Genomic DNA, 24,689 nt, shown 5'->3' with positions numbered 1-24,689 from the left:
CCCATGAGTACCTCGACCACCACTGAGTACAGGGCATCGACCTCCACGGGGAAGATCGCCAACTTCGTCGACACCCGGGTGGGCCTGTCCCCCGTCGTCCGGGAGTTCGGCCGGAAGATCTTCCCCGACCACTGGTCGTTCATGTTCGGCGAGGTGGCGCTCTACACGTTCGTCATCCTGCTGCTGTCGGGAACCTTCCTGACCTTCTTCTTCGACCCCTCGATGGCGCACACCACCTACGAGGGCTCCTACCGCCCGCTGTACGGGGTGGAGATGTCCACCGCGTACGCCTCGTCCCTGGACATCTCCTTCGACGTCCGCGGCGGCCTGTTCATGCGCCAGGTGCACCACTGGTCGGCCCTGCTGTTCGTGGCCGCGATGTCCGTGCACATGCTCCGCGTGTTCTTCACCGGCGCGTTCCGCCGTCCGCGCGAGCTCAACTGGGTCGTCGGCTGCGTCCTGCTCATCCTGGGCCTGGCCGCCGGCTTCACCGGCTACTCCCTGCCGGACGACCTGCTCTCCGGCAACGGCCTGCGCATCATCGACGGCGTCATCAAGGCCCTGCCAATCGTCGGCTCCTACATCTCGTTCTTCCTGTTCGGCGGCGAGTTCCCGGGCGACGCGATCATCGGGCGCCTGTACATCCTGCACGTGCTGATCGTGCCGGCCCTGATCCTGCTCATGGTGGTCGCCCACCTGTTCATGGTCGTCGTGCACAAGCACACCCAGTACCCCGGCCCCGGCCGGACGGAGAACAACGTCGTCGGCTACCCGATCGGCCCGGTGTACGCGGCGAAGGCCGGTGGCTTCTTCTTCATCGTCTTCGGCATCATCGCCCTGATCTCCGCCCTGTTCACGATCAACCCGATCTGGAACTACGGTCCGTACGACCCCTCCCCCGTCTCCGCCGGTACCCAGCCCGACTGGTACATCGGCTGGGTGGATGGCGCGCTGCGCCTCATGCCGGGCTTCCTGTGGGCCTTCCCGTTCGAGTGGCAGATCCCGCTGCCGTTCCTCGGCGAGGACCGCTTCACCCCGCACTCCGAGGTCGCCAACGTCTGGAACCTGTTCCCGGGCGGCACCAACACCATCGTGTGGAACGTGCTCCTGCCGATGCTCCCGGCCGCCATCCTCATCGGCACGATGATCGCCTGGCCGTGGATCGAGCGCTGGATCAGCAAGGACGACCGCGAGCACCACATCCTGGACCGCCCGCGCAACGCCCCCACCCGCACCGCGATCGGCGTGGCCGGCATCGTCTGGTACTGCACCATGTGGGCGGCGGCGTCGTCGGACCTCATCGCCACGCACTTCATGGTGTCCCTCAACGACGTGACGTACTGGCTGCGCGCGATCTTCGTCTTCGGGCCGTTCATCGGCTTCATCATCACGAAGCGTGTCTGCCTGTCCCTGCAGCGCAAGGACCGCGAGATCGTCCTCCACGGCCGTGAGGCCGGTGTCATCGAGATGACCCCGGACGGTGAGTTCCGTGAGCGCCACGAGCGCCTGGACGACTTCCACCTCTACAAGCTGATCGGCTTCGAGTCCCGCAAGCCGCTGCCGGCCCAGCCCGGTGCGGACGGCAAGGTCTCCGCGGGCGAGAAGCGCCGCGCGAAGATCAGCCGCTGGTTCTACGAGGACCGCGTGGAGCCCGTGACGCGCGAGGAGCTGGTCGAGGCGAAGACCCACGACCACCACGACGTCCCGGCGCCGGTCGGTGCCGGCTCCAGCCAGTCCTCCATCGGCCACTGAGCCGGCGCACGGACTGACATCCCAGGAAGGGCCCCGCTTCGGCGGGGCCCTTCCTGCGTTGCGGGGAACACCACGGCGGTCCGGGCGCACGCCGCTCACGGGCCGCTGGGGCCGCGAGTCCCGCCCACGGGACTCCCGCAGTGCACGGGTCCGCACGGCCGCCGAGGGCGCCCCGGCGGGGCTGGGAGGGCACGCACCGCTGGGAGAGGAGGGGGCCACCGAGGGACGTGCCGCCCCGGCCGCGGACGCCGCGCGGGCCTACGCCCTCCCCGTCGTGGCGCCCTCGCCGTCGTGCCCCGGCAGGTGCTGGAGGAACCAGTCACGCGCCAGGCCGGCGGCGCGCTCGAGCGTGCCGGCCTCCTCGAACAGGTGGGTCGCGCCCTCCACGACCTCGAGCCGGGTCTCGCAGCGCAGGTGGACCAGGGCCTCCCGGTTCAGCTCCAGCACGCGGTGGTCCGCTCCACCCACGATCAACAGCGTGGGTGCCTGCACGGCCCCGAGCCGCGGCCCGGCCAGGTCCGGCCGTCCCCCGCGCGAGACGACGGCCCGCACCCGCGCGCCGGGCTCCGCGGCCGCCCACAGGGCCGCGCCCGCTCCCGTGCTCGCGCCGAAGTACCCCACGGGAGACGACCGGCTCGCGGGCTGCCGGCGGATCCACTCCTCCGCCGCCGCGAGCCGCCGCGCCAGCAGGGGGATGTCGAACACGGCGCGCCGGTCCTCCGCCTCCCGCGGCGTCAGCAGGTCCAGGAGCAGGGTGCCGAGCCCGGCCTCCTGCAGGACGGACGCCACCAGTCGGTTGCGGGGACTGTGCCGTCCGCTGCCGCTGCCGTGGGCGAAGACGACCACCGGGGCGCCGTCCGCCGGCATCCGGAGGACGCCCTCCATCCGCACGGTCCCCGCCCGGATGAGGCTGGTCCCCGGGACCTCGCCGTCCTGCATCGCTGCCTCCCCTTCCGTGGGACGCCGGCCCGGCCACGTCCCCGGCCCGGGTCCGGACTCCCGGATCCGGACTCCCGGGCGGGGTGCCCGACGCCGTCAGGGTAGGCGTCGGGCACCGTTGGGGGAAGGACCGGGATGCGTCCGCGACGACGGCGGCGGGAGGCTCCCGGAGACGCGAGACGGCCCGGGCCGGAACCCCAGAGGGTTCCGGCCCGGGCCGTCGCGGACGGACTGCCGCGGAGGGAGTCAGTGGGCGTGCTGGCCCTTCGAGTACTCGAAGACCCAGCCGACCAGGAAGTACAGCCCCAGGCCGACGCCGACGAAGAAGATCCACCAGCCGACGGCGAGGCCGAGCACCAGGGCGGCGCAGGCGATGCCGAGGCCCAGCGGCCACCAGCTCCACGGGGCGAAGTTCCCATAGGTGCCGGCGTAGGCGGAGATCTCCCCGTTCTCGTCGTCGTCCGGGCCCAGCCCGAAGCGGCGCTCGGTGAGCCACAGGTAGAGGGCGATCATGTAGCCCAGGCCGGCGAGGGCGTAGATCGCGGGGATGCCCGCCCACTCGCTCCAGCGCACCCAGAAGGCGTACACGGTGCCCACGATCACGAAGAAGGTGGCGATGATGGTGAACAGCTTGACACTGGTTCTCATTTGGCAGCCGCCATCTCTCCGAAGACCTCGGGCTCGTGCTGCGGCGAGGTCGGCAGCAGCTCAGGGTGGTGCAGGTCCAGCGCCGGACGCTCCGAGCGGATGCGCGGCAGCGAGTGGAAGTTGTGGCGCGGCGGCGGGCACGAGGTGGCCCACTCCAGCGAACCGCCGAAGCCCCACGGATCGTCCACGGTGACCTTCCGGCTCTTGCGCGCCGTGATGTACACGTTCCAGAAGAACGGGATCAGGGAGGCGCCCAGGAGGAAGGAGAACACGGTGGAGAACTGGTTCATGACGGTGAAGCCGTCCTCGACCAGGTAGTCCGCGTAGCGGCGCGGCATGCCCATGACGCCCAGCCAGTGCTGGATGAGGAACGTACCGTGGAAGCCGACGAACAGCATCCAGAACTGGATCTTGCCCAGGCGCTCGTTGAGCATCTTGCCGGTGAACTTGGGCCACCAGAAGTAGAAGCCCGCGAACATCGCGAACACCACGGTGCCGAACACGACGTAGTGGAAGTGCGCCACCACGAAGTAGGTGTCCGAGACGTGGAAGTCCAGCGGCGGGGCCGCCAGGATGACGCCGGTCAGGCCGCCGAAGAGGAAGGTGACCATGAAGCCCAGGGCCCACAGCATCGGGGTCTCGAAGGTGATCGAGCCGCGCCACATGGTGCCGATCCAGTTCACGAACTTCACGCCGGTCGGGACCGCGATGAGCATCGTCATCAGCGAGAAGAACGGCAGCAGGACGGAGCCGGTCACGTACATGTGGTGCGCCCACACGGTCACGGACAGGGCCGCGATGGCCGTGGTCGCGAACACGAGGGACTTGTAGCCGAAGATCGGCTTGCGGCTGAAGACCGGGATGATCTCCGAGACGATGCCGAAGAACGGCAGCGCGATGATGTACACCTCGGGGTGGCCGAAGAACCAGAACAGGTGCTGCCACAGGATGGCGCCGCCGTTCTCCGGGTCGAAGATGTGGCCGCCGAAGCGCCGGTCCATGCCGAGCGCGAAGAGCGCGGAGGCCAGGGGCGGGAACGCCATCAGGATCAGGATGCCCGTGATCAGCGTGTTCCAGGTGAAGATCGGCATGCGCCACATGGTCATGCCCGGGGCGCGCATGGTCAGGATGGTGGTGATGAAGTTGACGCCACCCATGATGGTGCCGAAGCCCTGCAGGCCCAGGCCGAAGACCCAGAGGTCACCGCCCACGCCCGGCGAGTACGTCGTGTTGGACAGCGGCGCGTAGGCGAACCAGCCGAAGGAGGCCGCGCCCTGCGGGGTGAGGAAGCCGGCCACGGCGATGATCGAGCCGAACAGGAAGAACCAGAACGCCAGGGCGTTCAGTCGCGGGAACGACACGTCCGGCGCGCCGATCTGCAGGGGCATGATCACGTTCGCGAAGCCGACGAACAGCGGCGTCGCGAACATCAGCAGCATGATCGTGCCGTGCATGGTGAACAGCTGGTTGTACTGCTCCTTCGTCTGCAGCAGCTGCATGCCCGGCTCGAAGAGCTCGGCCCGGATCAGCAGCGCCATGACGCCGCCGACGCAGAAGAAGATGAACGAGGTGATCAGGTACATGTACCCGATCGTCTTGTGGTCGGTGGTCGTCAGCCAGTTGACGACGATCCTGCCCTTCGAGACAGGCACCACGCGAGGCTGCGCGGCAACCTCGTCCGTGGCGTACTCATAGGTGGTCATCAGTTGTCTCCCTCACCCGTGGTCTCTTCGCCGCCGGTCGGTCCACCCGCGTCGTGGCGCGTGGTGCCATCACCCTGCAGCTGGACCTCCTGGTCGCGCTGTCCGTCAGGGTTCTGGTTGGGGTTGCGGTTGTACTCGGCACCGAGGTGGCCGTCCTCCATCCGGGACAGCTGCTGGCGGAACTCGTCCTCGGGGACGACCTCCACGTTGAACAGCATCTCGGAGTGGTACTCGCCGCAGAGCTCGGCGCACTTGCCCTGGAAGGTCCCGGCCTCCTGGGGCGTCAGGTACATGTAGTTGGTCTTGCCGGGAACCATGTCCAGCTTGCGCAGGAACGCCGGGATCCAGAACGAGTGGATGACGTCGCGCGACTTCAGCTCGAACTCCACCGGCACGTCCTCGGGCAGGTACAGGGTGGGGAGCTTCTCCTCCACGCCCGGCTCACCGGTGAGCTGCGCCTGGACGCCGGCCAGGTGCTTCTCCTGGCCCTCGTAGGTGTAGTTGAAGTCCCACGCCCACTGCTTGCCGTAGACCTCCACGGTCAGCGGCGAGTCCTCGACCGGCGTGTCCACCGAGCGCTGCACGCGATCGGTGAAGCCCCACAGGGTCAGCACCATGATGATCGGGATGACGGTGAACAGCGTCTCCAGCGGCACGTTGTAGGCCAGCTGGCGCGGGTAGCCCTTGTCGTTCTTGCGGCGGCGGTAGGCGACCATGCACCACAGCATCATCGCCCAGGCCGCGAGCCCCACGACCAGGGCGGCGATCCAGGAGTTGACCCACAGGTCGGTCAACTGGGCGGACTGGTTGGTGGTCTCCCGCGTGCCGGGCAGCCAGCCGCGCTGGACCTGCTCCGAGCAACCGGACAGCACGAGGGCTGCCACGACGGCCAGCGCTCCCCCCTTCAGGAGACGCCTGCCACGGCTGCCGGCTTGATTCTGCGATCTCACAGACGGCCCTTCCTCTTCATCTTGAGTGCGAATGCCTCCCGTGGCCGGACCGATCGCGCCAGCGCGTGGGCTGGGACGGCGACGCCACAGGGGGACCCCTAGGTTTACTACCTACTGTAGAGCTTACCGCCCGGATCGTCTGCCCCATGACACGCACGGACGCCGAATGCCCGGACCCCCGAGGGGGTCCGGGCATTCGGCGCGGTCCGTGGTTCCGGGCGGCTCCGGGGTGGTCCCGGGCGCCGCGTCAGCGACTCAGCGGAAGGATCAGTGGAAGGAGTCGCCGCACGCGCAGGAGCCGCCGGCGTTCGGGTTGTCGATGGTGAAGCCCTGCTTCGAGATGGTGTCCTCGAAGTCGATCGTGGCACCGGTGAGGTACGGGACGCTCATCTTGTCCACGATGACCTCGACGCCGTCGAAGTCCCGCAGGGTGTCCCCGTCGAGCACCCGCTCGTCGAAGTACAGCTGGTAGATCAGGCCGGAGCAGCCGCCCGGCTGGACGGCGACGCGCAGGCGCAGGTCGGTGCGGCCCTCCTGCTCCAGCAGGGTGCGGACCTTGGTGGCGGCCACGTCCGTGAGGGTCACCTCGTGGGCGTCCAGGCCGTCGGCGGGCTGGGCGGCGGGGATCTCGGTCCCGGTGGATTCTGCGGAAACGCTCATGATCGCTCCTAGGTCTGCGCGTGTGCTCTCCCCTGCGGGGTCGGCCGGGGGTCGGCGGGGCGTGCCGCCGTCCCCCGTGCCAACGTCCGGGGGGTCCGGATCATTCCCGGCGGGTCCGTCGAGTCTAGCGAGTCGCGGCCGTGCCGCCGAGGCGCGCCAGCAGGAGGGCCTCGGCAAGCACGGCGTTGCGGAAGTCCCCCAGGTGCAGGGACTCGTTGGCCGAGTGCGCCCGGGAGTCCGGGTCCTCGACGCCCGTGATGAGCAGGGTGGCGCCGGGGAACACCTCGAGCAGGTCCGCGGTGAACGGGATGGACCCCCCGATCCCCGTCTCCACGGGCTCCACGCCCCACGCGTCCCGCAGCGCCCCGAGCATGGCCCGGGCGGCCGGGGCGTCCGTGTCCGTGGCGAAGGGCTGCCCCGTCTCCCCCGGCTCGAAGATGACCTCGGCGCCGAACAGCGCCGTCTCGGCCACCGCGTGCACGTGCCGCCGGACCGCCTCGAGGGCCTGCTGGGGATCCGTCCCGGGCCCCAGCCGGAGGCTGAACTTGGCGCGGGCCTCGGGCTGGAGGGTGTTCGAGGCCACCTCGATGCGCGGGACGTCCGTGCCGATGATGCTCAGCGCGGGCTGGTTCCACAACCGGTCGGCCAGCGGGCCGCGCCCGGCCAGCCGCACCGGCTCCAGGACCGAGGCATCGGCCCGGTAGTCCGCCTCGGGGTACTCGATGGCGGCGTGGCGGTGCTGGTCCAGGCCGGCGATGGCCACGGCGCCGTCGTCGTCGTGCAGGGTCGCGATGAGCCGCGCGAGCAGGGTCGGGGCGTCCAGCACCGGCCCGCCGTACATCCCGGAGTGCACGGCGTGCTCGAGCACGCGCACCCCGATGACGCCGTCCACCAGCCCGCGCAGCGAGGTGGTCAGGGCCGGCACGCCGACCCGCCAGTTCCCCGAGTCGGCCACCACGATCACGTCGGCGGCCAGCCGCTCGCGGTGCCGCTCGAGGAACCGCCGGAAGGTCGGCGAGCCCGCCTCCTCCTCCCCCTCGATGAAGAAGGTGACGCCCACGCCCGGGTCCGCGCCGGCGTCGAGCACCGCCCGCAGGGCGGCCAGATGCACCATGATGCCCGCCTTGTCGTCGGCCGCGCCGCGGCCGTACAGGCGGCCCCCGCGCTCGACCGCGGTGAACGGCGGGGTCCGCCACAGCTCCGGGTCCCCCACGGGCTGGACGTCGTGGTGCGCGTAGAGCAGGACGGTCGGCTGCCCGGGGGCCGCGGGGCGGCGCCCGACGACGGCCGGTCCCCCGGGCCGCTCCGTCCCGTCCGCGGACGGCCGGGGCTCGGTGAGGACCTCGACGTCCTCGAGGCCGAGGCCGCGCACCAGTTCCGCCACGGCCTCGGCGGAGCGCTCCAGCGGCTCGCGGTCGAACGCGTCCCACGCGATGCCCGGGATGGCGACGAGGTCCTCCAGGGTGGAGATGGTCTGGGGCATCCGCTCGTCGACCGCGGCCGCGAGGCGGGCCACCAGGGCGGGGTCGGCGGGCGCGGCCTGCGGGGACTGCTGCGGGGACTGCTGCGAGGACGGCTGCGGGGAGGACTGCGGCTGTGGCATGCGCCCCAGCCTAGCCACCGGCCTGCGCCGTGGCAGGAGCCGGGCACCCTAGAATGGACGGGTGTTTGGACGCAAGAAGACCTCCGAGACCCCCGCCCCCGAGGCCGCCCCCGCCGTGACCGCCGAGGAGGTCCGCGCCGCCGACCGCCAGAAGAAGGGCCCCACGCCCACCCGCGCCGAGCGCGAGGCCGCCCGTCGCCGCCCGCTCGTGCCGGACGACCGCAAGGCCGCCCGGGCCGCCCAGCGCGAGGCCGAGGCCGCCGAGCGCCACCGGATGCGCGTCGCCATGGAGACCGGCGACGAGCGGCACATGCCCCTGCGCGACCGCGGCCCGCAGAAGCGCTACGCCCGCGACTTCGTGGACGCGCGCCTCGGCCTCGGCGAGTGGCTCATGGTCATCGTCCTCGTCTACGTCTTCCTGGCGTTCCTGCCGAGCTCCTCCGTCCAGCTGTGGCTGACGTTCTCGCTCTGGGCGCTCGTGCTGCTGGTCGTCCTCGAGGGCATCCTCGTGGCCCTCCAGCTCAAGCGGCGGCTCACCGCGAAGTTCGGCGCGGTGGAGCGCGGCGTGCTCTGGTACGGCGTCATGCGCGCCATGCAGCTGCGCCGCCTGCGCCTGCCCAAGCCCCAGGTCAAGCGCGGGCAGTACCCCGCCTGATCCCCCGCGCGAGCTCGCGGTTGATCCGGGCGGCCCAGAACGGCCCCTCGTAGAGGAACGCCGTGTAGCCCTGCACGAGGTCGGCGCCGAGCTCGAGCCGCTCCCGGACGTCCTCGCCGGTCGTCACGCCGCCCACGGAGACGAGCGCCACCGAGCCCGGCAGGGCCGCCCGCAGGCGGGTGAGCACCTCGATCGAGCGGCGGGCGAGCGGCGCCCCGGACAGCCCCCCGGCGCCCATCGCCTCCACCTCGGCCGCGGGCGTGCGCAGGCCCTCCCGCCCGATCGTGGTGTTGGTGGCGATGACCCCGTCCAGCCCGAGCTCGACGGCCATCGCGGCGACGGCGTCCACGTCCTCGTCCGCCAGGTCCGGGGCGATCTTCACGGCCAGCGGGACGTGCCGCCCGGTCGTGCGGTCCGCCTCGGCCCGCACGGCCGCCAGCAGCGGGGCCAGCGCCTCGATGTCCTGCAGCTGGCGCAGCCCCGGCGTGTTGGGCGAGGACACGTTCACCACGAGGTAGTCGGCGTGCCGGGCCAGGGCCGCGGTGGAGACGAGGTAGTCGTCCGTGGCCTCCTCGAGCGGCACCGCCTTGGTCTTGCCGATGTTCACCCCGAGGATGGGCCGCCGCCGGCCGAACCGCCGGGTGAGCGCCTTCCGGGTGGCCCGGAGACGGGGGGCGACGGCGGCCGCCCCGTCGTTGTTGAACCCCATGCGGTTGATGAGGGCGCGGTCCTCGACGAGGCGGAACAGCCGCGGGGCCGGGTTGCCCGGCTGGGCCTGGCCCGTGATGGTGCCGACCTCGATGTGGCCGAAGCCGAGGTCCGCGAGGGCGGCCGTGCCGAGGCCCTGCTTGTCGAATCCCGCGGCCAGGCCGAACGGGGAGGGGAAGTCCAGTCCCATGACGCGGGTGGACAGCGCGGCTGCCGGGCGGGTGGCCCGGCGCAGCCCCGCCGAGACGCCGGTGGCCTCGGTGGCGCGGATCATGCCGAAGCCGATGTGGTGGGCCCGCTCGGCGTCCATGCCGGAGAAGACGGCGTCGAAGAACGCCGGGTAGACGCGGGGCAGGCGCGACTGCGGGCGGGCGGGGGGAACGGTCGGGGCATCGTGCGTCGGCATGACTCCATCGAACCACGGCCGCGGGCGCTCCGTGGCCACGTGCGCCGCCGCGACGCCGGCCGGCCCCGGCGACGGGCGCGGCCCGGCGGTCCGCCCCGGGCGGGGAGGCGCCCGGCGGTCCGCCGCCCGGGGCGCACCCGGACGCGTAGTCTGGCGGCATGCCCGCCGATGCCGTCCCCGCCGAGCCGCCCGCGGGCGATGCCCTCGACGGGCGGGAGGCCGCGCAGCACCCGGACGACCCGCGCCCGGCGCAGGAGGTGCTCCCCGGGCCGTCCGGCGAGCTGCTCACGGACTCGCCACCCGGCGAGTGGGTGCCGGACATCCTGCCCGGGTTCGAGCGGATGACGATCCCGCTCGAGGTGGACGAGGAGGGGCCCAACGCGGCGACCCTCGTCCGGCCGGTGCGCCCGGGTCCGGACGCCGAGGTGGTCCGGGGCACGGGCCGGGTCCCGCTGCTGTACGTCCACGGCTGGTCCGACTACTTCTACAACGCCCCGCTGGCCCGGTTGCTGGAGGACCACGGCTTCGCCTTCCACGCCCTGGACCTGCGCAAGTACGGCCGCTCGCTGCGTCCGGGGCAGACGCCGGGGTGGGTCGAGAGCCTGCAGGTGTACGACGACGAGATCGGCTCCGCCCTGCGGACCATCGCGCAGGACCACCCGGCCCCGCCGGTCCTCATGGGCCACTCCACGGGGGGCCTCACCCTGTCCCTGTGGGCGGCCCGCCACCCGGGCCGGGCCCGGGCCCTCGTCCTGAACAGCCCTTGGCTCGAGATGCAGGGCTCCACGCTCGTGCGCCTGATGGCGCAGGCCGTCCTCGACCCGGTGGCCCGGGTGCAGCCCAAGACCTTCCTGAAGCTGCCGCGGGTGGACCACTACTGGCGCTCGATCTCGGACGCCGCGGACGGGGAGTGGTCGCTGCACCCGCTGTGGCGGCCGCAGCTCTCGTTCGAGGTGCCCGGCGGCTGGCTCCAGGCGGTCATGGCCGGTCACGCGCAGGTGGCGGCCGGCCTGGGCCTGGCCGAGCCCATCTACGTGATGCTCTCGGACCGGACGGTCTTCGGCACGCGGTGGTCGGAGGACATGACGGCGGCGGACATCGTGCTGGACGTGGACGTGCTGGCCCAGCGCGCCGTGCGGCTGGGACGCCACGTCACCGTGGTGCGGCACGCGGGGGCGCTGCACGACGTCATGGCCTCCCCCCGGCCGATCCGCGAGGCGGCGGCCGCGGAGATGCTCACGTGGCTGGACGCCTATGCCGGGGAGCCGGCCGGCCTCTCCACGGCGGCCGCCGGGGACGCGGCCGGGACGGGCGTGGAGCGGTCCACCGCTCCCCCGTACCTGCGGTCTCGCCGGGCGTAGGCCTCCACCGCGTCCCACAGCGTGGTGCGGTCCACGTCCGGCCACAGGGTGTCCAGGAAGACCAGTTCGGCGTAGGCGGACTGCCACAGCAGGAAGTTGGACAGCCGCTGCTCCCCGGAGGTGCGCAGGAACAGGTCCACGTCCGGGACGTCGGGCTCGTCGAGGTGGCGGGTGATGGTGTCCTCCCGGATCCCCGCGGCCGAGAGCCGTCCGGCCTCCACCTCCCGGGCGATGTCCCGCACCGCCTCGGTGATCTCCGTGCGCGAGCCGTAGTTCACGCACATCGTCAGGTGGCACCGGGTGTTGTCCCGGGTCTGCTCCTCGGCCACCACCAGCTCGTCCACGACCGACTTCCACAGGCGCGGCCGCCGCCCGTTCCAGCGGATCCGCACGCCCCACGAGTCCAGGACGTCCCGCTGGCGGCGCAGCACGTCCCGGGAGAAGCCCATGAGGAAGCGCACCTCGTCCGGGGACCGCTTCCAGTTCTCGGTGGAGAAGGCGTAGACGGTGACGTACTCGATCCCCAGCTCCACCGCACCGGCCATGACGTCCAGCAGGGCCGCCTCCCCCGCGCGGTGGCCCTCGGTGCGCGGCAGGCCCCGCTGGTTCGCCCACCGGCCGTTGCCGTCCATGACGATCGCCACGTGCCGTGGCACGAACCGCGGGTCCATCACCGGCGGCCGGGCGCCGCCCGGGTGCGGGAAGGGATCCTGGACGGGGCGGCGGCCACGGGCGGGGCGTGCGGGCATCGGGTCCTCGGGGGTGCTCAGGGGTTCTGGTCCATCACGGACAGGGACTTCAGGTGGCGCTCCAGGTGGAACTGGAGGTATCCCGCCACGATACCGGCCGCCTCCCGCCGCGCCTGCTCCGGCGCGGCGTCGGCCACGGCCCAGTCCCCGGAGAGCAGGGCCGCGAGCAGCGCGATCGTCCCGGGGGCCGGCGTCGCGGACCCCGGGGGCCGGCAGTCGTCGCACACGCTGCCGCCGAGCGTGACGTTGACGGAGCGGTGCGGGCCCGGGGCGCCGCACCGGGCGCAGTCGGTGAAGCTCGGCGCCCAGCCGGCCGTGGCCAGGGCCCGGAGCAGGTAGGAGTCCAGCACGAGCCGCGGCGGGTGGGCGTGGCGGGCCAGCGCGGCGAGGGCACCGTGCAGCAGGCGGTACTGGCTCGGGGCCTCCACGCCGCCGCCGTGCTCGCCGACCTCGGCGGCGGTGAGGCGCTCGGCCGTCTCCACCATCGCCGAGGCGGCGGCATAGGCGTCGTAGTCCGCGGCGATGGCCTCCCCGTAGGGGGTGACGGACTGCGCCTGGGTGACGATGTCCAGGCTCCGCCCGTGCACCAGCTGCAGCCGGGAGAGCATGAACGGCTCGAGCGTGGCCCCGAACCTCGAGGTCGTCCGCCGGACCCCCTTGGCCACGGCCCGCACCTGGCCGTGGCCGGGGGTGAGCAGCACGATGATGCGGTCCGCCTCGCCGAGCTTGTAGGTGCGCAGCACGAGGGCGTCCGTGCGGTAGCTGTTGGCGGCGTAGCCGCCGCCCCGGGACGCCATCGGCCGGCCCCGTCAGGGACGCCCGGTGCCGGCCCCGCCGGTCGCCTCGAGCAGCTCGCGGTCGTCCCGCAGGGCGCGGTTGACGGCGGAGACGACGGCCTTCAGGGACGCCATGGTGGTGTTGTAGTCCAGGCCGACGCCCCACAGGACCCGCTCGCCCACGGCGCACTCCACGTACGCCGCGGCCATGGCCGAGCCTCCCTCGGACAGGGCGTGCTCGGAGTAGTCGAGCACGCGGATGTCCAGCCCGTCCTCGGCGAGGATCTCCAGCAGGGCCGCGATCGGCCCGTTGGCCGTGGCGGTGCGCTGGTGCCGGACGCCGGCGACGTCGGCCTCGGCCGTCATCGTGAAGGTCCCGTCCTCGGCGGTGTCCGAGTGCACCGCGCCCAGGCGGTAGTGGCCCCAGCGCGGCTGGCCCTCCTCCGCCGGCAGGTACTCGTCCTGGAACACCTGCCACAGCTGGTCACCGGTGACCTCGCCGCCTTGGCTGTCCGCCATCCGCTGGATGACGTGCGAGAACTCGATCTGGGCCCGGCGCGGCAGGTCCAGGTGGTGCTCGCTCTTGAGCAGGTAGGCCACGCCACCCTTGCCGGACTGCGAGTTCACCCGGATCACGGCCTCGTAGGACCGGCCGATGTCCTGCGGGTCGATCGGCAGGTACGGCACGCCCCACGGGATGCCGTCCCGGTCCGTGCCGGCGGCGGCCGCGTCCGCGTCCATGGCCTCGAAGCCCTTCTTGATGGCGTCCTGGTGGGAGCCGGAGAAGGCGGTGAAGACGAGGTCCCCGCCGTAGGGCACGCGCTCGGCGACCTTGAGCTGGTTGCAGTACTCGACCGTGCGGCGGATCTCGTCCATGTCGGAGAAGTCGATCATCGGGTCGATGCCCTGGCTGTAGAGGTTCATGCCCAGGGTGACCAGGTCCACGTTGCCGGTGCGCTCACCGTTGCCGAACAGGCAGCCCTCGATGCGGTCCGCGCCGGCCATGTAGCCCAGCTCGGCCGCCGCCACGCCGGTCCCCCGGTCGTTGTGCGGGTGCAGGGAGAGGATGATGGCGTCCCGGTTCGCGAGGTTGCGGTGCATCCACTCGATGGAGTCCGCGTAGACGTTCGGCGTGGCCATCTCCACGGTGGCCGGCAGGTTGAGGATCATCTGGCGGTCGCTGGAGGCCTCCAGCACCTCGGCGACCTCGTTGGAGATCCGCGCGGCGAACTCGAGCTCGGTGCCGGTGAAGGACTCCGGGGAGTACTCGTAGACGATCTCGGTGCCGCGCAGCTGCTCCTCGTACTTGCGGCACAACCGCGCGCCGGTGGTGGCGATGTCCACGATCCCGTCCTGGTCCTCGCGGAAGACGACGCGGCGCTGCAGGACGGAGGTGGAGTTGTACAGGTGCACGATCGCGCGGTGGCAGCCCTCGAGAGCCTCGTACGTGCGCTCGATCAGGTGCTCGCGGGACTGGGTGAGGACCTGGATGGTGACGTCCTCGGGGATGCGGTCCTGCTCGATGAGCTGGCGCACGAAGTCGAAGTCGGTCTGGGAGGCCGAGGGGAAGCCCACCTCGATCTCCTTGTAGCCCATGGAGACGAGCAGCTCGAACATGCGCAGCTTGCGCTCGGGCCCCATCGGGTCGATGAGGGCCTGGTTCCCGTCCCGCAGGTCGACCGCGCACCAGCGCGGGGCCTGGGTGATGACCTGGTCCGGCCAGGTCCGGTCCGGCAGGTGGACCTGGATCTGGTCCTGGAAGGGGGTGTACTTGTGGAACTTCATCCCGGAGGACTTCTGCAGGTTGCGCATGGTGCTCTTCAGCGTGCCTTTCGTGGATCCGGCGTGCACCGGAGGTCTCTGACGTCGTCGGAGGGCCGTGGTGTCTGCTCCGCAACGGGGTACCGGCCCTGCCGGGTACGACGGACTCCCGGCGCGTCAGCGCGTGGCGGGCACCACGACCGACGGCTCAGCCCCGTTGCGGCGGCCTAGTAGCCGTCCCGCCACGGCGTCCGGGGTCATCCCGGCCAGTCCTCGTCGGTCACGCATGGATTCAGCGTAGCACCGCCGGGAGCGGGTCCCCGGACCGGCTCAGAACCCGAGCCGGCCCAGCTGCTTCGGGTCCCGCTGCCACTCCTTGGCCACCTTGACCCGCAGGTCCAGGTAGACGGGGGTGCCGAGCAGCCGCTCGATCGAGCTGCGCGCCTGGGAGCCGATGGCCTTGAGCCGGGAGCCGCCCTTGCCGATGATGATGGCCTTCTGGCTGGGCCGCTCGACGAACACGTTGGCGTGCACGTCCAGCAGGGGACGGTCCTCGGGCCGGCCCTCCCGCGGGTTCATCTCCTCGACCACCACGGCCACCGAGTGCGGCAGCTCGTCGCGGACCCCCTCGAGGGCGGCCTCGCGGATCAGCTCCGCGACCATGACGGCCTCGGGCTCGTCGGTGAGCTCGCCGCCCGGGTACAGCGGCGGGGAGACCGGCAGCCGCTCCGCGAGCACGCGCGCGACGTCCTCGACCTGGTGGCCCTTGACGGCGGAGACGGGCACGACCGCGGCGAAGCCGGCCCCGCCGTTCTCCGGCCCCAGCACCTCGTCGCCCAGGGCGGTGACGGCCAGCAGCTGCTCGGCGACCTGCTCGGGTCCCACCTTGTCCGTCTTGGTCACCAGCGCGACCACGGGCCGGCGGTTGAGCAGGGCCAGCTGGCCGGCGATGAAGCGGTCCCCCGGGCCGATGCGCTCGTCCGCCGGGATGCAGAACCCGACGGCGTCGACCTCCCCGAGCGTCTCGGCCACGAGGTCGTTGAGCCGCTGGCCCAGCAGCGTCCGGGGCCGGTGCAGCCCGGGCGTGTCCACCAGCACCAGCTGGAAGTCCTCCCGGTGCACGATCCCGCGGATGGTGTGGCGCGTGGTCTGCGGCTTGGAGGAGGTGATGGCCACCTTCTCCCCCACGAGGGCGTTCGTCAGCGTGGACTTGCCGGCGTTGGGCCGGCCGACGAGCGAGACGAAGCCGGCGCGGAACCCCTCCGGTACGTTCGTCGGATCGAGCAGGTCGGTCATCGCGCCTCCCGGGGTGCGTGGGCTTCGGTGGTCTCGGGCTCGGCGTCGGCGGGTGCTCCCGCCTCGGCGCCGGGCCGGCGTCGGGCGCCGGTGTCCCGCACGAGGAGCCGGGCGACGCGGTTGCGGCGGCCCTCGAGGGACTCGGCGGTCAGCTCCAGTCCCTGGAACGTCACGTGCGAGCCCTGGATCGGCACCCGGCCGAGGGTCTTGGCGAGCAGGCCGCCGACCGTGTCCACGTCGTCCTCGTCGTCCAGGTCCACGCCGAACATCTCGGCGAAGTCGTCGATGCCCATCCGGGCGTCCACCCGGAACGCGCCGTTTCCGAGCGGCTCGACCTCGGGCCGGTCCTGGCGGTCGTACTCGTCCGAGATCTCGCCGACGATCTCCTCGATGAGGTCCTCGAGCGTGACGAGGCCGGCGGTCCCGCCGTACTCGTCCACCACGATCGCCACGTGGGTGGACTCGCGCTGCAGCTCCTGCAGCAGGGCGGACACCGGCTTGGACTCCGGGACGAAGCGCACCTCGCGGGCCACGACGTCCACGGGGGCGCCGCCGTCCACCGGCCCCTCCGGCCCGCCGCGGTGCAGGGCCCGGGCGACGTCCTTGAGGTAGACCATGCCGAACACCTCGTCCGCGTTGTCCCCGATGAGCGGGATGCGCGAGCAGCCCGAGCGCAGGAACAGGCTCAGGGCGTCCTCGAGGGAGGTCCCGGTCTCGACCGTGACCACGTCGGTGCGCGGCACCATGACCGCCCGCACGAGCGTGTCGCCCATGTCGAAGACGGACTGGATGAGCTCGGCCTCGGCGTCCTCGAGCACGTCGGCGTCGTTGGCGCGGGCCACGAACTCGCGGAAGTGCCGCTCCTCGATCTCGGCGGCCTCCTCCTCCTCGTCCTCGGAGCGGGGCCCCGGGGCGGCGAACCGGGCCGGCAGCGGCCCGAGCAGGGCGGTGAGGAGATGCACGAGCCCGGCGGTGCGCTGGGCCGCCGCCACGTCGTGGCGCGTGCCGACCTGGCGCGGGGACAGCACCACGAGCGCCAGGGCCACGAGCCCCATGAGCACCACGGAGACGAGGGCCGTGATCCAGATGACCCCGATGAGGGAGTGGATGAACAGCGTGCCGGCCACGGCGGCCGTGGTCTCGGCGAACAGCCGCCAGAACCGCAGGGCGTGCAGGTGCTCCGGCAGGCGGGCCATGACGGTCAGGATGGGGCTGCGCGGCCGGCGCAGGGCGATGCCCTCGGCCTCCTTGCGGGAGAGGTAGCCGAGCGAGGTCTCCGCGACGGCCAGGACCCACGTGAGCACGAGCAGCAGCGCCAGCAGCGCGGCCAGCAGGGGGGAGGTCAGCACCGGCTCAGTCCTCGGTGGGGTCCGGGGCCGGCCGGCCGAGGTACTGCCCGAGCAGCTCGGCCTGGAGCGCGAACATCTCCTCGCGGTCCTCCGGCTCCTCGTGGTCGAAGCCCAGCAGGTGCAGGATGCCGTGGGTCAGCAGCAGCAGGACCTCGTCCTCGGCGGAGTGGCCGCCGCGCGCGGCCTGGACGGCGGCCACCTGCGGGCAGATGACCACGTCCCCGAGCAGTCCCTCGGCCGAGGGCGCCTCCGGGGTGCCGGGGCGCAGCTCGTCCAGGGGGAAGCTCATGACGTCCGTGGCGCCGGGCAGGTCCATCCACTCCAGGTGCAGCTGCTCCATGGCGGCCTCGTCCACGCACACGACCGACAGCTCGGCCCCGGGGTGCACGTGGAGCGCGGCCAGGACGGAGCGGGCCAGGTCCAGCAGGGCGTCCTCGTCCACCGGGACGCCGGACTCGTTGACGACCTCAACGGCCATGGTGCTGCCCCTCGTACGCGTCGACGATCCGGCTCACGAGGCGGTGGCGCACCACGTCCGAGGACTGCAGCCGCACCACGGCGATGTCCTCGAGGCCCTCGAGCACGGACACGGCCTGCGCCAGTCCCGAGTCGGTGCCGCGCGGCAGGTCGACCTGGCTGGTGTCCCCCGTGACCACCATGTGCGAGCCGAAGCCCAGGCGGGTCAGGAACATCTTCATCTGCTCCCCCGTGGTGTTCTGCGCCTCGTCGAGGATGATGAACGCGTCGTTGAGCGTGCGCCCGCGCATGTAGGCCAGCGGGGCGACCTCGATCGTGCCGTCCGCCATCAGCCGCGGGATGGACTCCGGCTCCACCATGTCGTGCAGGGCGTCGTAGAGCGGGCGCAGGTAGGGGTCGATCTTCTCGGACAGCGTCCCGGGCAGGTAGCCGAGCCGCTCCCCCGCCTCCACGGCCGGGCGCGTCAGGATGATCCGGTTGACCTCCTTGGCCTGCAGCGCCTGCACGGCCTTGGCCATCGCCAGGTAGGTCTTGCCGGTGCCGGCGGGCCCGAGGCCGAAGACCACCGTGTGCTGGTCGATGCACTCGACGTAGCGCTGCTGGTTCACGGTCTTGGGCCGGATCTTCCGGCCGCGGCTGGAGAGGATGGACGCCGAGAGCAGCCCGGAGGCCCGGGCCCCGGAGCCGCCGCGCACGAGCGTGGTCACCTGCTCGACGACCTCGGGGGTGATGGAGGTGCCGCGGCGGGCCAGCACGTGCAGGTCCTCGACGATCTGGCGGGCCTGGCCCACGTCGGCCGCGGCGCCGTCCACGTCCAGGTCGTGGCCGCGCACGGACAGCGCGAGCCCCGGGTAGATGCCCTCGAGGATGCGCAGCAGCAGGTCCTGCGTGCCGAGGGTGCGCACCATGTCCTCCGCGGAGGCGAAGGTGATGGTGACCTGGTCCCGGTCGGTGCCGGCGGGTTCGGTGGAGTCGGTCGGAAGACTCAAGGCGGGTGGCTCAGCTCCTGCTGTGGTGGGTGTCCTGGGGGAAGTCTACGGCCGGGCGCCGAATCGTCCCAGCAGCTGCTGGACGACGGCGGTGGCGGCGGGGCCGGCGGTCGAGGACCGCAGCACGTTGCGGCCCAGCAGCACGGGACGGGCGCCGGCCCCGGCCAGGGCCCGGGCCTCGGCCGGGCTGATCCCGCCCTCCGGCCCGACGACCATGACGATCCGCTCCGCGTCCGCACCGGCGGCCGCGAGCACGTCGCCGAGGGGCTCGGTCGCGTCCTCGTGCAGCATCAGCACGAGGGTGCCCGGCCCGCACACGGAGGCGACCCCGACGCCGTCGAGCAGCTCCCGGGCGGCCGGCACCCGGGTGCGGCGGGCCTGCTTGGCGGCGGCCAGCAGGGCGGCCTCCCACTTGGCCAGGGCCTTGGCCGTCTTGGCCGCCTTGCCGCCTCCGCCGGTCCAGCGCACGATGGAGCGCTCCGCCTGCCACGGGTGGACGGCGTCCACGCCGAGCTCGGTGGCGGCCTGGACGCCCATGAGGTCCCGGTCGCCCTTGGCCAGGGCCTGGACGAGGACGAGCTCCGGCCGCGGGGCCGGCTCGTCGGTGACCTGCTCGGCGGTCGCCTCGAGGCGGTCGGCGTCGGCGGAGCGCACCGTGGCCGTGACGCGGCGGCCGGAGCCGTCGGCGACGTCGAGGTGCTCGCCGACGCCCAGCCGCATGGACTGCGCCGCGTGCCGCGCCTCGGCGCCCGTGAGCACCACGGCGTCGCCCGGCCGCGTGCCGGTCAGCGCCCCGGGACCGGCGTAGAACAGCGGGTGGCTCATCGCTCAGCTCACAGGTGCTTGAAGTTGTCGCGCAGCTTCGAGAACAGCCCGCGGTGCTCGGTCGTGCCGTGCACGGTGTCCTCGCCGCGCGCGACCGCCAGCTCCTCGAGCAGGCGCCGCTGCTCGTCGTCGAGCCGCGTGGGGGTCTCCACCCGCAGCGTGACCCGCAGGTCGCCGCGGCCCGCGCCGCGCAGCCGGCCGACGCCCAGCCCCTTGAGGACCTGCACCTCGCCGGACTGCGTGCCGGCGTGCACGGGCACCTCCTGCTCGCCGTCGAAGGTGTCCAGCACGATCGTGGTGCCGAGGGCGGCGGCGGTCATGGGCACCGACATGGTGGCCAGCAGGTGGTCCCCGTCGCGCGTGAACACCTCGTGCGGGCGTACGTCGATCTCCACGTACAGGTCGCCGTTGGGGCCGCCCCCGGGGCCGGCCTCGCCGCGACCGGCGAGCTGGATGCGGGTGCCGGTGGCCACGCCGGCGGGGATCTTGACGGTCAGGGAGGTCCGCTGGCGCACCCGGCCCTGGCCGGCGCACTCGCGGCACGGGTCGGGGATGACGGTGCCGTAGCCCTGGCAGGCCGAGCAGGTCTCGGCGGCCATGACGGTGCCGAGGATGGAGCGGACCGGGCGCCTGACGGCGCCCTGGCCGTGGCAGATGGTGCAGGTCTCGGGCTGGGTGCCCGGCTGGCAGCAGCTGCCCTCGCACGTGGGGCAGACCACGGCGGTGTCCACCTCGAGGGTCTTGTCCGTCCCGAACACCGCGTCGCGCAGGTCGATCCGCGCGGTGATGAGCGCGTCCTGGCCCCGCCGGGATCTGCTGGCCGGGCCGCGCCCGCCCATCCCGCCCGGGCCGGCGCCGCCGCCGAAGAAGGTCTCGAAGATGTCCTGGAAGCCGCCGAAGTCGCCCCCGCCGAAGCCGCCCATGCCGCCGGTGCCGTTCTCGTGGCCCGTGGCGTCGTAGTTGCGCCGCTTGCCCTCGTCCGAGAGCACCTCGTAGGCGCGCGTGACCTCCTTGAACTGGTCGGCGGCCTCCGGGGCGGGGTTGACGTCGGGATGGAGCTTGCGGGCCAGCTTGCGGTAGGCGCGCTTGATCTCCTCGGCGGAGGCGTCCCGGCTGACGCCGAGGACCTCGTAGTGGTCTGCCACGGTGGGGGGTGTTCCTTCCGGACGGGAGTGGTTCGGTGCGGTCGTCGGGGACCGAGGTTACTGGGACAGGATCCTGGACAGGTACCGGGCGATCGCGCGCACGGCCGTCATGGTCCCGGGGTAGTCCATGCGGGTGGGGCCCACGACGCCGAGCTTGGCCTCCGCGCCGGGCCCGTAGCCGGCGGCGATCACGGAGGTCTCGGCGAGCGAGCCGGTGTTCTCGGAACCGATGCGCACGCTGAGGCCGCGCACGTCCGCCTCCATCTCGGCGAGCAGGCGCAGCAGCACCACCTGCTCCTCGAGCGCCTCCAGGATCGGCCCGATCGAGTACGGGAAGTCCCCCGGGGACCGGGCCAGGTTGGCGGTGCCCGCGAGCAGGATGCGGTCCTCCCGGCGGGCGGCGAGCAGCTGGTCGAGCTGCTCGGCCATCGTGGTCGCCAGCTCGCGGTCGGCCGCCGGCACGGAGGCCAGCGCCGCGCGCAGCCCGTCCACCGCCTGGGCGGGGGTCAGCCCGTCGAGGTGCCGGCGGAACAGCTGCTTGAGCACCTCGAGGGAGGTCTCCGCGGCGTCCTGCTCGGTGGCGAAGAGGCGCTGGTCCACCTGCCCCGAGGAGAGGATGACCACCACGAGCACCCGGCGCGGGGCCAGGGAGACGACCTCGAGCTGGCGGATCGTGGAGGCGTCCAGGTGCGGGTACTGGACCACGGCGACCTGGTTGGTCAGCTGGGCCAGCAGCCGCACGGTGCGCGCCATCATCTCGTTGACGTCGTCCGTGGACTCCAGCAGCGCCTGCACGGCGCGGCGCTCGGCGGCCGAGAGGGGCTTGACCTCCGAGATCTGGTCCACGAAGACGCGGTAGCCCTTGTCCGTGGGGATCCGGCCGGCGGAGGTGTGCGGGGCCACGATCAACCCCTCCTCCTCGAGGGCCGCCATGTCGTTGCGGACCGTCGCCGAGGACACCCCGAGCCGGTGGCGCTCCACGAGCGCCTTGGATCCCACCGGCTCCCGGGAGGCCACGTAGTCCTCGACGATCGCCTGCAGCACCTGCATGCGGCGCGGATGCTCGCTCATTCCACCCTCCCGTCACGACTGGTTAGCACTCGGTCAGTTCAAGTGCCAAGTCTACCGCCTCTGTCCAGTCACCCACCGCCCGCGCGCGCCGGGGCGGCAGGGCGCGAGCCGCTCCCCCGGATCGCCCGACGGGCTTGCTAGCGTCGGGGCCCATGGAATGGAACAGCTGGGGACCGGGCACCCTCGACGGCGGCTTCCGCCCCGCCGCCCGTGCCGTGCCGGACGTGCCCGCGGACCGGGGCACCGTGCTGGAGGACGCCGGGACCGGGTTCACGGGCGCGGTCCTGCGGGTCGAGCGCTCCGGCGGCGTGCACCTCGTGGTGCTGGAGGACCGCCGGGGCCGGACGCGCTCCTTCCCCCTGGGCCACGGTTTCCTCGTCGATGGCGAGCCCGTGCACGTGGTGCCGCCGGCGCCGTCCCGGCCGGCCGCCGTCGGGGTGACGGGCCGGGCCCTGCCCGCGCGGACCGCCTCGGGCTCGATCCGGGTGGAGAACGCCCGCGCCCGCACCGCGCGCGCCTCGCGCATCTGGGTGGAGGGCGTGCACGACGCCGAGCTCGTGGAGAAGGTGTGGGGCGAGGACCTGCGCCTGGAGGGCATCGTGGTGGAGCCGCTGCACGGGGTCGACGACCTCGCCGCGGCCATCCGGGAGTTCTCCCCGGGCCCGCAGCGCCGCCTGGGCGTCCTCGTGGACCACCTGGTGCCCGGCTCCAAGGAGCAGCGGATCGCCGACGAGGCCCTGCGCGTGCCCGGCGCCCGCGGCAACGTGCTGATCGTCGGGCACCCGTACGTGGACGTGTGGCAGGTCATCAAGCCCTCGGTGCTCGGCATCGGCGCCTGGCCCGTGGTGCCGCGCGGACGGGACTGGAAGACCGGCATCCTCGAGGGGCTCGGCTGGCCCCACCGGACCACGGAGGACGTGGGGCTGGGGTGGAAGCGCCTGCTCTCCCACGTGCGGAGCTACGCCGACCTGGAGCCGTCCCTGCTGGGGCGCGTCGAGGAGGTCATCGACTTCCTGACGGCGCCCGGGGCGTAGGTCCGCGTAGACTGGCGGACGGAGCAGCGAGCAGCGCCCCGTGCAGTACCCCGGCAGTACCGAGACCGAGAGGCAGCAGGACGTGTCACAGCAGCAGCCCAGCGGACCGCGCGGCCCGCGCCCGAGCGCCGCGCCCCGGCGCGACCAGCAGCTGCAGGGCTCCCCGGCCCAGGCCGAGCCGCTGACGCCCGCCGAGGACCGGCAGTGGGCCACCCTGGCCCACTTCGGCGGCATCCTCGGCTTCGTGCCCTCGCTGGCGATCTACCTCGTCTTCCGCCACCGCGGCCCGTTCACCGCCCAGGAGGCCAAGGAGGCGCTGAACTTCACGCTGCCGCCCACGGTGCTGGCGATCGTGGCGAACCTGCTGGCGCTGATCCCCGTGGTCGGCGGCATCTTCGGCATCATCGCGATGCTCATCTGGCTGTTCATGACGATCTCCGGCGTGGCCGCCGGCATCCACTGCAACAAGGGCCGGCCGTACCGCTACCCACTGAACCTGCGCCTCATCCAGTAGGCGCCGCGGTCCGTGCGGGGCCGGGCGCCCGGGGGCTCAGAACCCGGCCAGCCGCCGCACGATCGCGTCGTCCAGCAGGCGGCCGCGCAGCGTGGGCACCACCCGCCCGGCCAGCGCCGCCCTCCCGTCCAGCAGCCCTTCGGCGATCATCGCCGCGATCTCCCGACGCGCCGCCGCCCCGCCGTCCGGGGCCGTGTCCAGCACGGACGCCTCCAGCCCCTCGGCCAGCCGCACGCCCAGCATGACCCGCTCGAGGAACCGCGCCTCGGCGTCGGGCTCCTCCCGGCCCACGGACGGGGAGACGCCGGTCGCCAGGCGCTGGGCGTAGGCGGCGGGGTGCTTGGCGTTCCAGAAGCGCACGCCGCCCACGTGCGAGTGTGCCCCCGGGCCGGCGCCCCACCAATCCTGGTCCCGCCAGTAGGCCATGTTGTGCCGGGCCCGGTGGACGCCCGTGCCCTCCGGGTCCAGGGCCCAGTTGGAGATCTCGTACCAGCGGTAGCCGGCCGCGGAGAGCAGCTCCTCGGCGAGCAGGTACTTGTCCGCCTGGTCGTCCGGGTCCACGTCCGGCTGCACGCCGCGCTTGACCGAGGCCCCGAAGCGGGTGCCCTCCTCGACGATGAGCGAGTACGCCGAGACGTGGTCCGGGCGCAGCGCCAGCGCGGCCTCCACCGTGGTGCGCCAGTCCTCCAGCGACTCCCCCGGCGTGCCGTAGATGAGGTCCAGGGAGACCTCCAGCCCCGCGTCCCGGGCCCAGCCGACGGCGGCCGGGACGTTCTCCGGGCGGTGCGTCCGGTCCAGCGTGGCCAGCACGTGCGGCACGGCGGACTGCATCCCGAAGGACACCCGCGTGAACCCCCCGGCGGCCAGCTCCGCGAGCGAGTCCGCGGTGACGGAGTCCGGGTTGGCCTCCGTGGTCACCTCGGCGCCGGGCGCGATCCCGAACAGCTCCCGCGCGCGGGCCAGGATGCCCACGAGGTCGGCGGCCGGCAGCAGCGTGGGCGTGCCGCCGCCGAAGAACACCGTCTCCAGGCGGCGGGGCGGCAGGCCGGAGGCCGCCAGCGCACCGGCGGCGAAGTCCAGCTCACCGGCCACGGTGGCCGCATAGCTGGACCGCGACGCCCCCGGTCCCAGGTCCTGGGCGGTGTAGGTGTTGAAGTCGCAGTAGCCGCAGCGCACGTCGCAGAACGGCACGTGGACGTAGAGGCTGAACGTCCGCGGGGCGCCGGCGGCCGCCGCCTCGCGCACGAGGCGGGCGGCGTGGCCGGGCAGCCGGCCGTCGTCGGGCGCGGGGTCCCCGAGGGGGAGGACGGAGGGCACG

Annotated in this window: 23 protein-coding genes; 5 read left to right on the top strand and 18 right to left on the bottom strand. The window is 72.8% G+C overall.

Annotation, left to right across the window (positions count from 1 at the left end):
• The first annotated feature begins 3 nt into the window (after positions 1-3).
• Positions 4-1,752 (top strand): cytochrome b, encoded by a 1,749-nt coding sequence (locus E7744_RS07375; RefSeq protein ID WP_137773561.1) that lies wholly within the window; start codon positions 4-6, stop codon positions 1,750-1,752.
• A 258-nt stretch (positions 1,753-2,010) separates the two neighbouring features.
• Here the strand turns inward: E7744_RS07375 and E7744_RS07370 are convergent, their stop codons facing one another.
• From E7744_RS07370 to E7744_RS07345, 6 genes are all read right to left on the bottom strand, one after another.
• The gene (locus E7744_RS07370) at positions 2,011-2,691 is read right to left on the bottom strand and encodes a dienelactone hydrolase family protein (protein ID WP_137773560.1); all 681 of its coding nucleotides are present in this window, start codon (positions 2,689-2,691) and stop codon (positions 2,011-2,013) included.
• Positions 2,692-2,937: 246 nt separating this feature from the next.
• Positions 2,938-3,339 carry a cytochrome c oxidase subunit 4 gene (locus tag E7744_RS07365; RefSeq protein WP_137773559.1) on the bottom strand — a complete coding sequence of 134 codons (402 nt, stop codon included), beginning with the start codon at positions 3,337-3,339 and terminating at the stop codon, positions 2,938-2,940.
• Positions 3,336-5,042: a cytochrome c oxidase subunit I gene (gene ctaD / locus E7744_RS07360; RefSeq protein WP_137773558.1), complete on the bottom strand. Its 1,707-nt coding sequence runs from the start codon at positions 5,040-5,042 to the stop codon at positions 3,336-3,338. The genes E7744_RS07365 and ctaD overlap by 4 nt, the downstream gene beginning before the upstream one ends.
• On the bottom strand, positions 5,042-5,935 hold the full coding sequence (gene coxB / locus E7744_RS07355; protein ID WP_137774919.1) for a cytochrome c oxidase subunit II: 894 nt from the start codon (positions 5,933-5,935) through the stop codon (positions 5,042-5,044). Before coxB ends, ctaD begins: the two co-directional genes overlap by 1 nt.
• 324 nt (positions 5,936-6,259) lie before the next feature.
• Entirely contained in the window at positions 6,260-6,652 is a 393-nt protein-coding gene (locus E7744_RS07350) for an iron-sulfur cluster assembly accessory protein (RefSeq protein ID WP_137773557.1), read from the bottom strand.
• Positions 6,653-6,776: 124 nt separating this feature from the next.
• On the bottom strand, positions 6,777-8,255 hold the full coding sequence (locus E7744_RS07345) for a dipeptidase (RefSeq protein ID WP_137773556.1): 1,479 nt from the start codon (positions 8,253-8,255) through the stop codon (positions 6,777-6,779).
• 61 nt (positions 8,256-8,316) lie between these two features.
• On the opposite strand from E7744_RS07345, the gene E7744_RS07340 reads away from it, so the two are divergent.
• Positions 8,317-8,910 (top strand): DUF3043 domain-containing protein, encoded by a 594-nt coding sequence (locus tag E7744_RS07340; RefSeq protein WP_137773555.1) that lies wholly within the window; start codon positions 8,317-8,319, stop codon positions 8,908-8,910.
• Here E7744_RS07340 and E7744_RS07335 read toward each other — a convergent pair.
• Positions 8,885-10,024 carry a quinone-dependent dihydroorotate dehydrogenase gene (locus E7744_RS07335; RefSeq protein ID WP_137773554.1) on the bottom strand — a complete coding sequence of 380 codons (1,140 nt, stop codon included), beginning with the start codon at positions 10,022-10,024 and terminating at the stop codon, positions 8,885-8,887. The genes E7744_RS07340 and E7744_RS07335 overlap by 26 nt on opposite strands.
• Positions 10,025-10,182: 158 nt before the next feature.
• Between E7744_RS07335 and E7744_RS07330 the strand changes: the two genes are divergently transcribed.
• Complete coding sequence (locus E7744_RS07330; RefSeq protein WP_137773553.1) at positions 10,183-11,385, top strand: alpha/beta hydrolase; 1,203 nt, start codon at positions 10,183-10,185, stop codon at positions 11,383-11,385.
• Here E7744_RS07330 and E7744_RS07325 read toward each other — a convergent pair.
• From E7744_RS07325 to hrcA, 10 genes are all read right to left on the bottom strand, one after another.
• Positions 11,277-12,134, bottom strand: coding sequence for an isoprenyl transferase (locus E7744_RS07325; RefSeq protein WP_137773552.1), 858 nt, complete (start codon positions 12,132-12,134; stop codon positions 11,277-11,279). The genes E7744_RS07330 and E7744_RS07325 overlap by 109 nt on opposite strands.
• A gap of 17 nt (positions 12,135-12,151) precedes the next feature.
• The gene (gene recO, locus E7744_RS07320) at positions 12,152-12,931 is read right to left on the bottom strand and encodes a DNA repair protein RecO (protein WP_137773551.1); all 780 of its coding nucleotides are present in this window, start codon (positions 12,929-12,931) and stop codon (positions 12,152-12,154) included.
• A gap of 12 nt (positions 12,932-12,943) precedes the next feature.
• Positions 12,944-14,722, bottom strand: a complete 1,779-nt coding sequence (gene leuA, locus E7744_RS07315; RefSeq protein ID WP_137773550.1) for a 2-isopropylmalate synthase — start codon at positions 14,720-14,722, stop codon at positions 12,944-12,946.
• 279 nt (positions 14,723-15,001) lie between these two features.
• Entirely contained in the window at positions 15,002-15,967 is a 966-nt protein-coding gene (gene era, locus E7744_RS07310; RefSeq protein WP_137773549.1) for a GTPase Era, read from the bottom strand.
• A complete protein-coding gene (locus E7744_RS07305) occupies positions 15,964-17,316 on the bottom strand; it encodes a hemolysin family protein (RefSeq protein WP_137773548.1) in 1,353 nt (450 codons plus the stop codon). Before E7744_RS07305 ends, era begins: the two co-directional genes overlap by 4 nt.
• 4 nt (positions 17,317-17,320) lie before the next feature.
• Complete coding sequence (gene ybeY / locus E7744_RS07300; protein ID WP_137773547.1) at positions 17,321-17,794, bottom strand: rRNA maturation RNase YbeY; 474 nt, start codon at positions 17,792-17,794, stop codon at positions 17,321-17,323.
• Positions 17,784-18,782 (bottom strand): PhoH family protein, encoded by a 999-nt coding sequence (locus tag E7744_RS07295; protein ID WP_137773546.1) that lies wholly within the window; start codon positions 18,780-18,782, stop codon positions 17,784-17,786. Before E7744_RS07295 ends, ybeY begins: the two co-directional genes overlap by 11 nt.
• Before the next feature lie 45 nt (positions 18,783-18,827).
• Positions 18,828-19,607, bottom strand: coding sequence for a 16S rRNA (uracil(1498)-N(3))-methyltransferase (locus E7744_RS07290; RefSeq protein WP_137773545.1), 780 nt, complete (start codon positions 19,605-19,607; stop codon positions 18,828-18,830).
• An 8-nt stretch (positions 19,608-19,615) separates the two neighbouring features.
• Positions 19,616-20,752 (bottom strand): molecular chaperone DnaJ, encoded by a 1,137-nt coding sequence (dnaJ, locus tag E7744_RS07285; RefSeq protein ID WP_137773544.1) that lies wholly within the window; start codon positions 20,750-20,752, stop codon positions 19,616-19,618.
• A gap of 57 nt (positions 20,753-20,809) precedes the next feature.
• Complete coding sequence (gene hrcA / locus E7744_RS07280) at positions 20,810-21,823, bottom strand: heat-inducible transcriptional repressor HrcA (protein WP_137773543.1); 1,014 nt, start codon at positions 21,821-21,823, stop codon at positions 20,810-20,812.
• Positions 21,824-21,975: 152 nt separating this feature from the next.
• Between hrcA and E7744_RS07275 the strand changes: the two genes are divergently transcribed.
• Together E7744_RS07275 and E7744_RS07270 are read left to right on the top strand one after the other, a co-directional pair.
• The gene (locus E7744_RS07275) at positions 21,976-22,857 is read left to right on the top strand and encodes a DUF3097 family protein (protein WP_137773542.1); all 882 of its coding nucleotides are present in this window, start codon (positions 21,976-21,978) and stop codon (positions 22,855-22,857) included.
• Positions 22,858-22,939: 82 nt separating this feature from the next.
• Positions 22,940-23,371, top strand: a complete 432-nt coding sequence (locus E7744_RS07270; RefSeq protein ID WP_210417180.1) for a DUF4870 domain-containing protein — start codon at positions 22,940-22,942, stop codon at positions 23,369-23,371.
• Positions 23,372-23,407: 36 nt separating this feature from the next.
• Here the strand turns inward: E7744_RS07270 and hemW are convergent, their stop codons facing one another.
• Positions 23,408-24,688: a radical SAM family heme chaperone HemW gene (hemW, locus tag E7744_RS07265; protein WP_137773541.1), complete on the bottom strand. Its 1,281-nt coding sequence runs from the start codon at positions 24,686-24,688 to the stop codon at positions 23,408-23,410.
• Position 24,689 lies beyond the last annotated feature (1 nt).

The sequence above is a fragment of the Citricoccus sp. SGAir0253 genome, assembly GCF_005877055.1.
Classification (GTDB): Bacteria; Actinomycetota; Actinomycetes; order Actinomycetales; family Micrococcaceae; genus Citricoccus.
Note: the sequence above shows the minus strand (reverse complement) of the source record. Positions and strands in the feature narration are given on the sequence as shown.

Bases quoted from the DNA above. Each gene is read 5' to 3' on its own strand.
- E7744_RS07375 (WP_137773561.1), top strand. From the start codon at position 4: ATGAGTACCTCGACCACCACTGAGTACAGGGCATCGACCTCCACGGGG.
- E7744_RS07370 (WP_137773560.1), bottom strand. From the start codon at position 2,691: ATGCAGGACGGCGAGGTCCCGGGGACCAGCCTCATCCGGGCGGGGACC.
- E7744_RS07365 (WP_137773559.1), bottom strand. From the start codon at position 3,339: ATGAGAACCAGTGTCAAGCTGTTCACCATCATCGCCACCTTCTTCGTG.
- ctaD (WP_137773558.1), bottom strand. From the start codon at position 5,042: ATGACCACCTATGAGTACGCCACGGACGAGGTTGCCGCGCAGCCTCGC.
- E7744_RS07350 (WP_137773557.1), bottom strand. From the start codon at position 6,652: ATGAGCGTTTCCGCAGAATCCACCGGGACCGAGATCCCCGCCGCCCAG.
- E7744_RS07345 (WP_137773556.1), bottom strand. From the start codon at position 8,255: ATGCCACAGCCGCAGTCCTCCCCGCAGCCGTCCTCGCAGCAGTCCCCG.
- E7744_RS07335 (WP_137773554.1), bottom strand. From the start codon at position 10,024: ATGCCGACGCACGATGCCCCGACCGTTCCCCCCGCCCGCCCGCAGTCG.
- E7744_RS07330 (WP_137773553.1), top strand. From the start codon at position 10,183: ATGCCCGCCGATGCCGTCCCCGCCGAGCCGCCCGCGGGCGATGCCCTC.
- E7744_RS07325 (WP_137773552.1), bottom strand. From the start codon at position 12,134: ATGCCCGCACGCCCCGCCCGTGGCCGCCGCCCCGTCCAGGATCCCTTC.
- recO (WP_137773551.1), bottom strand. From the start codon at position 12,931: ATGGCGTCCCGGGGCGGCGGCTACGCCGCCAACAGCTACCGCACGGAC.
- leuA (WP_137773550.1), bottom strand. From the start codon at position 14,722: ATGCGCAACCTGCAGAAGTCCTCCGGGATGAAGTTCCACAAGTACACC.
- era (WP_137773549.1), bottom strand. From the start codon at position 15,967: ATGACCGACCTGCTCGATCCGACGAACGTACCGGAGGGGTTCCGCGCC.
- ybeY (WP_137773547.1), bottom strand. From the start codon at position 17,794: ATGGCCGTTGAGGTCGTCAACGAGTCCGGCGTCCCGGTGGACGAGGAC.
- E7744_RS07290 (WP_137773545.1), bottom strand. From the start codon at position 19,607: ATGAGCCACCCGCTGTTCTACGCCGGTCCCGGGGCGCTGACCGGCACG.
- hrcA (WP_137773543.1), bottom strand. From the start codon at position 21,823: ATGAGCGAGCATCCGCGCCGCATGCAGGTGCTGCAGGCGATCGTCGAG.
- E7744_RS07275 (WP_137773542.1), top strand. From the start codon at position 21,976: ATGGAATGGAACAGCTGGGGACCGGGCACCCTCGACGGCGGCTTCCGC.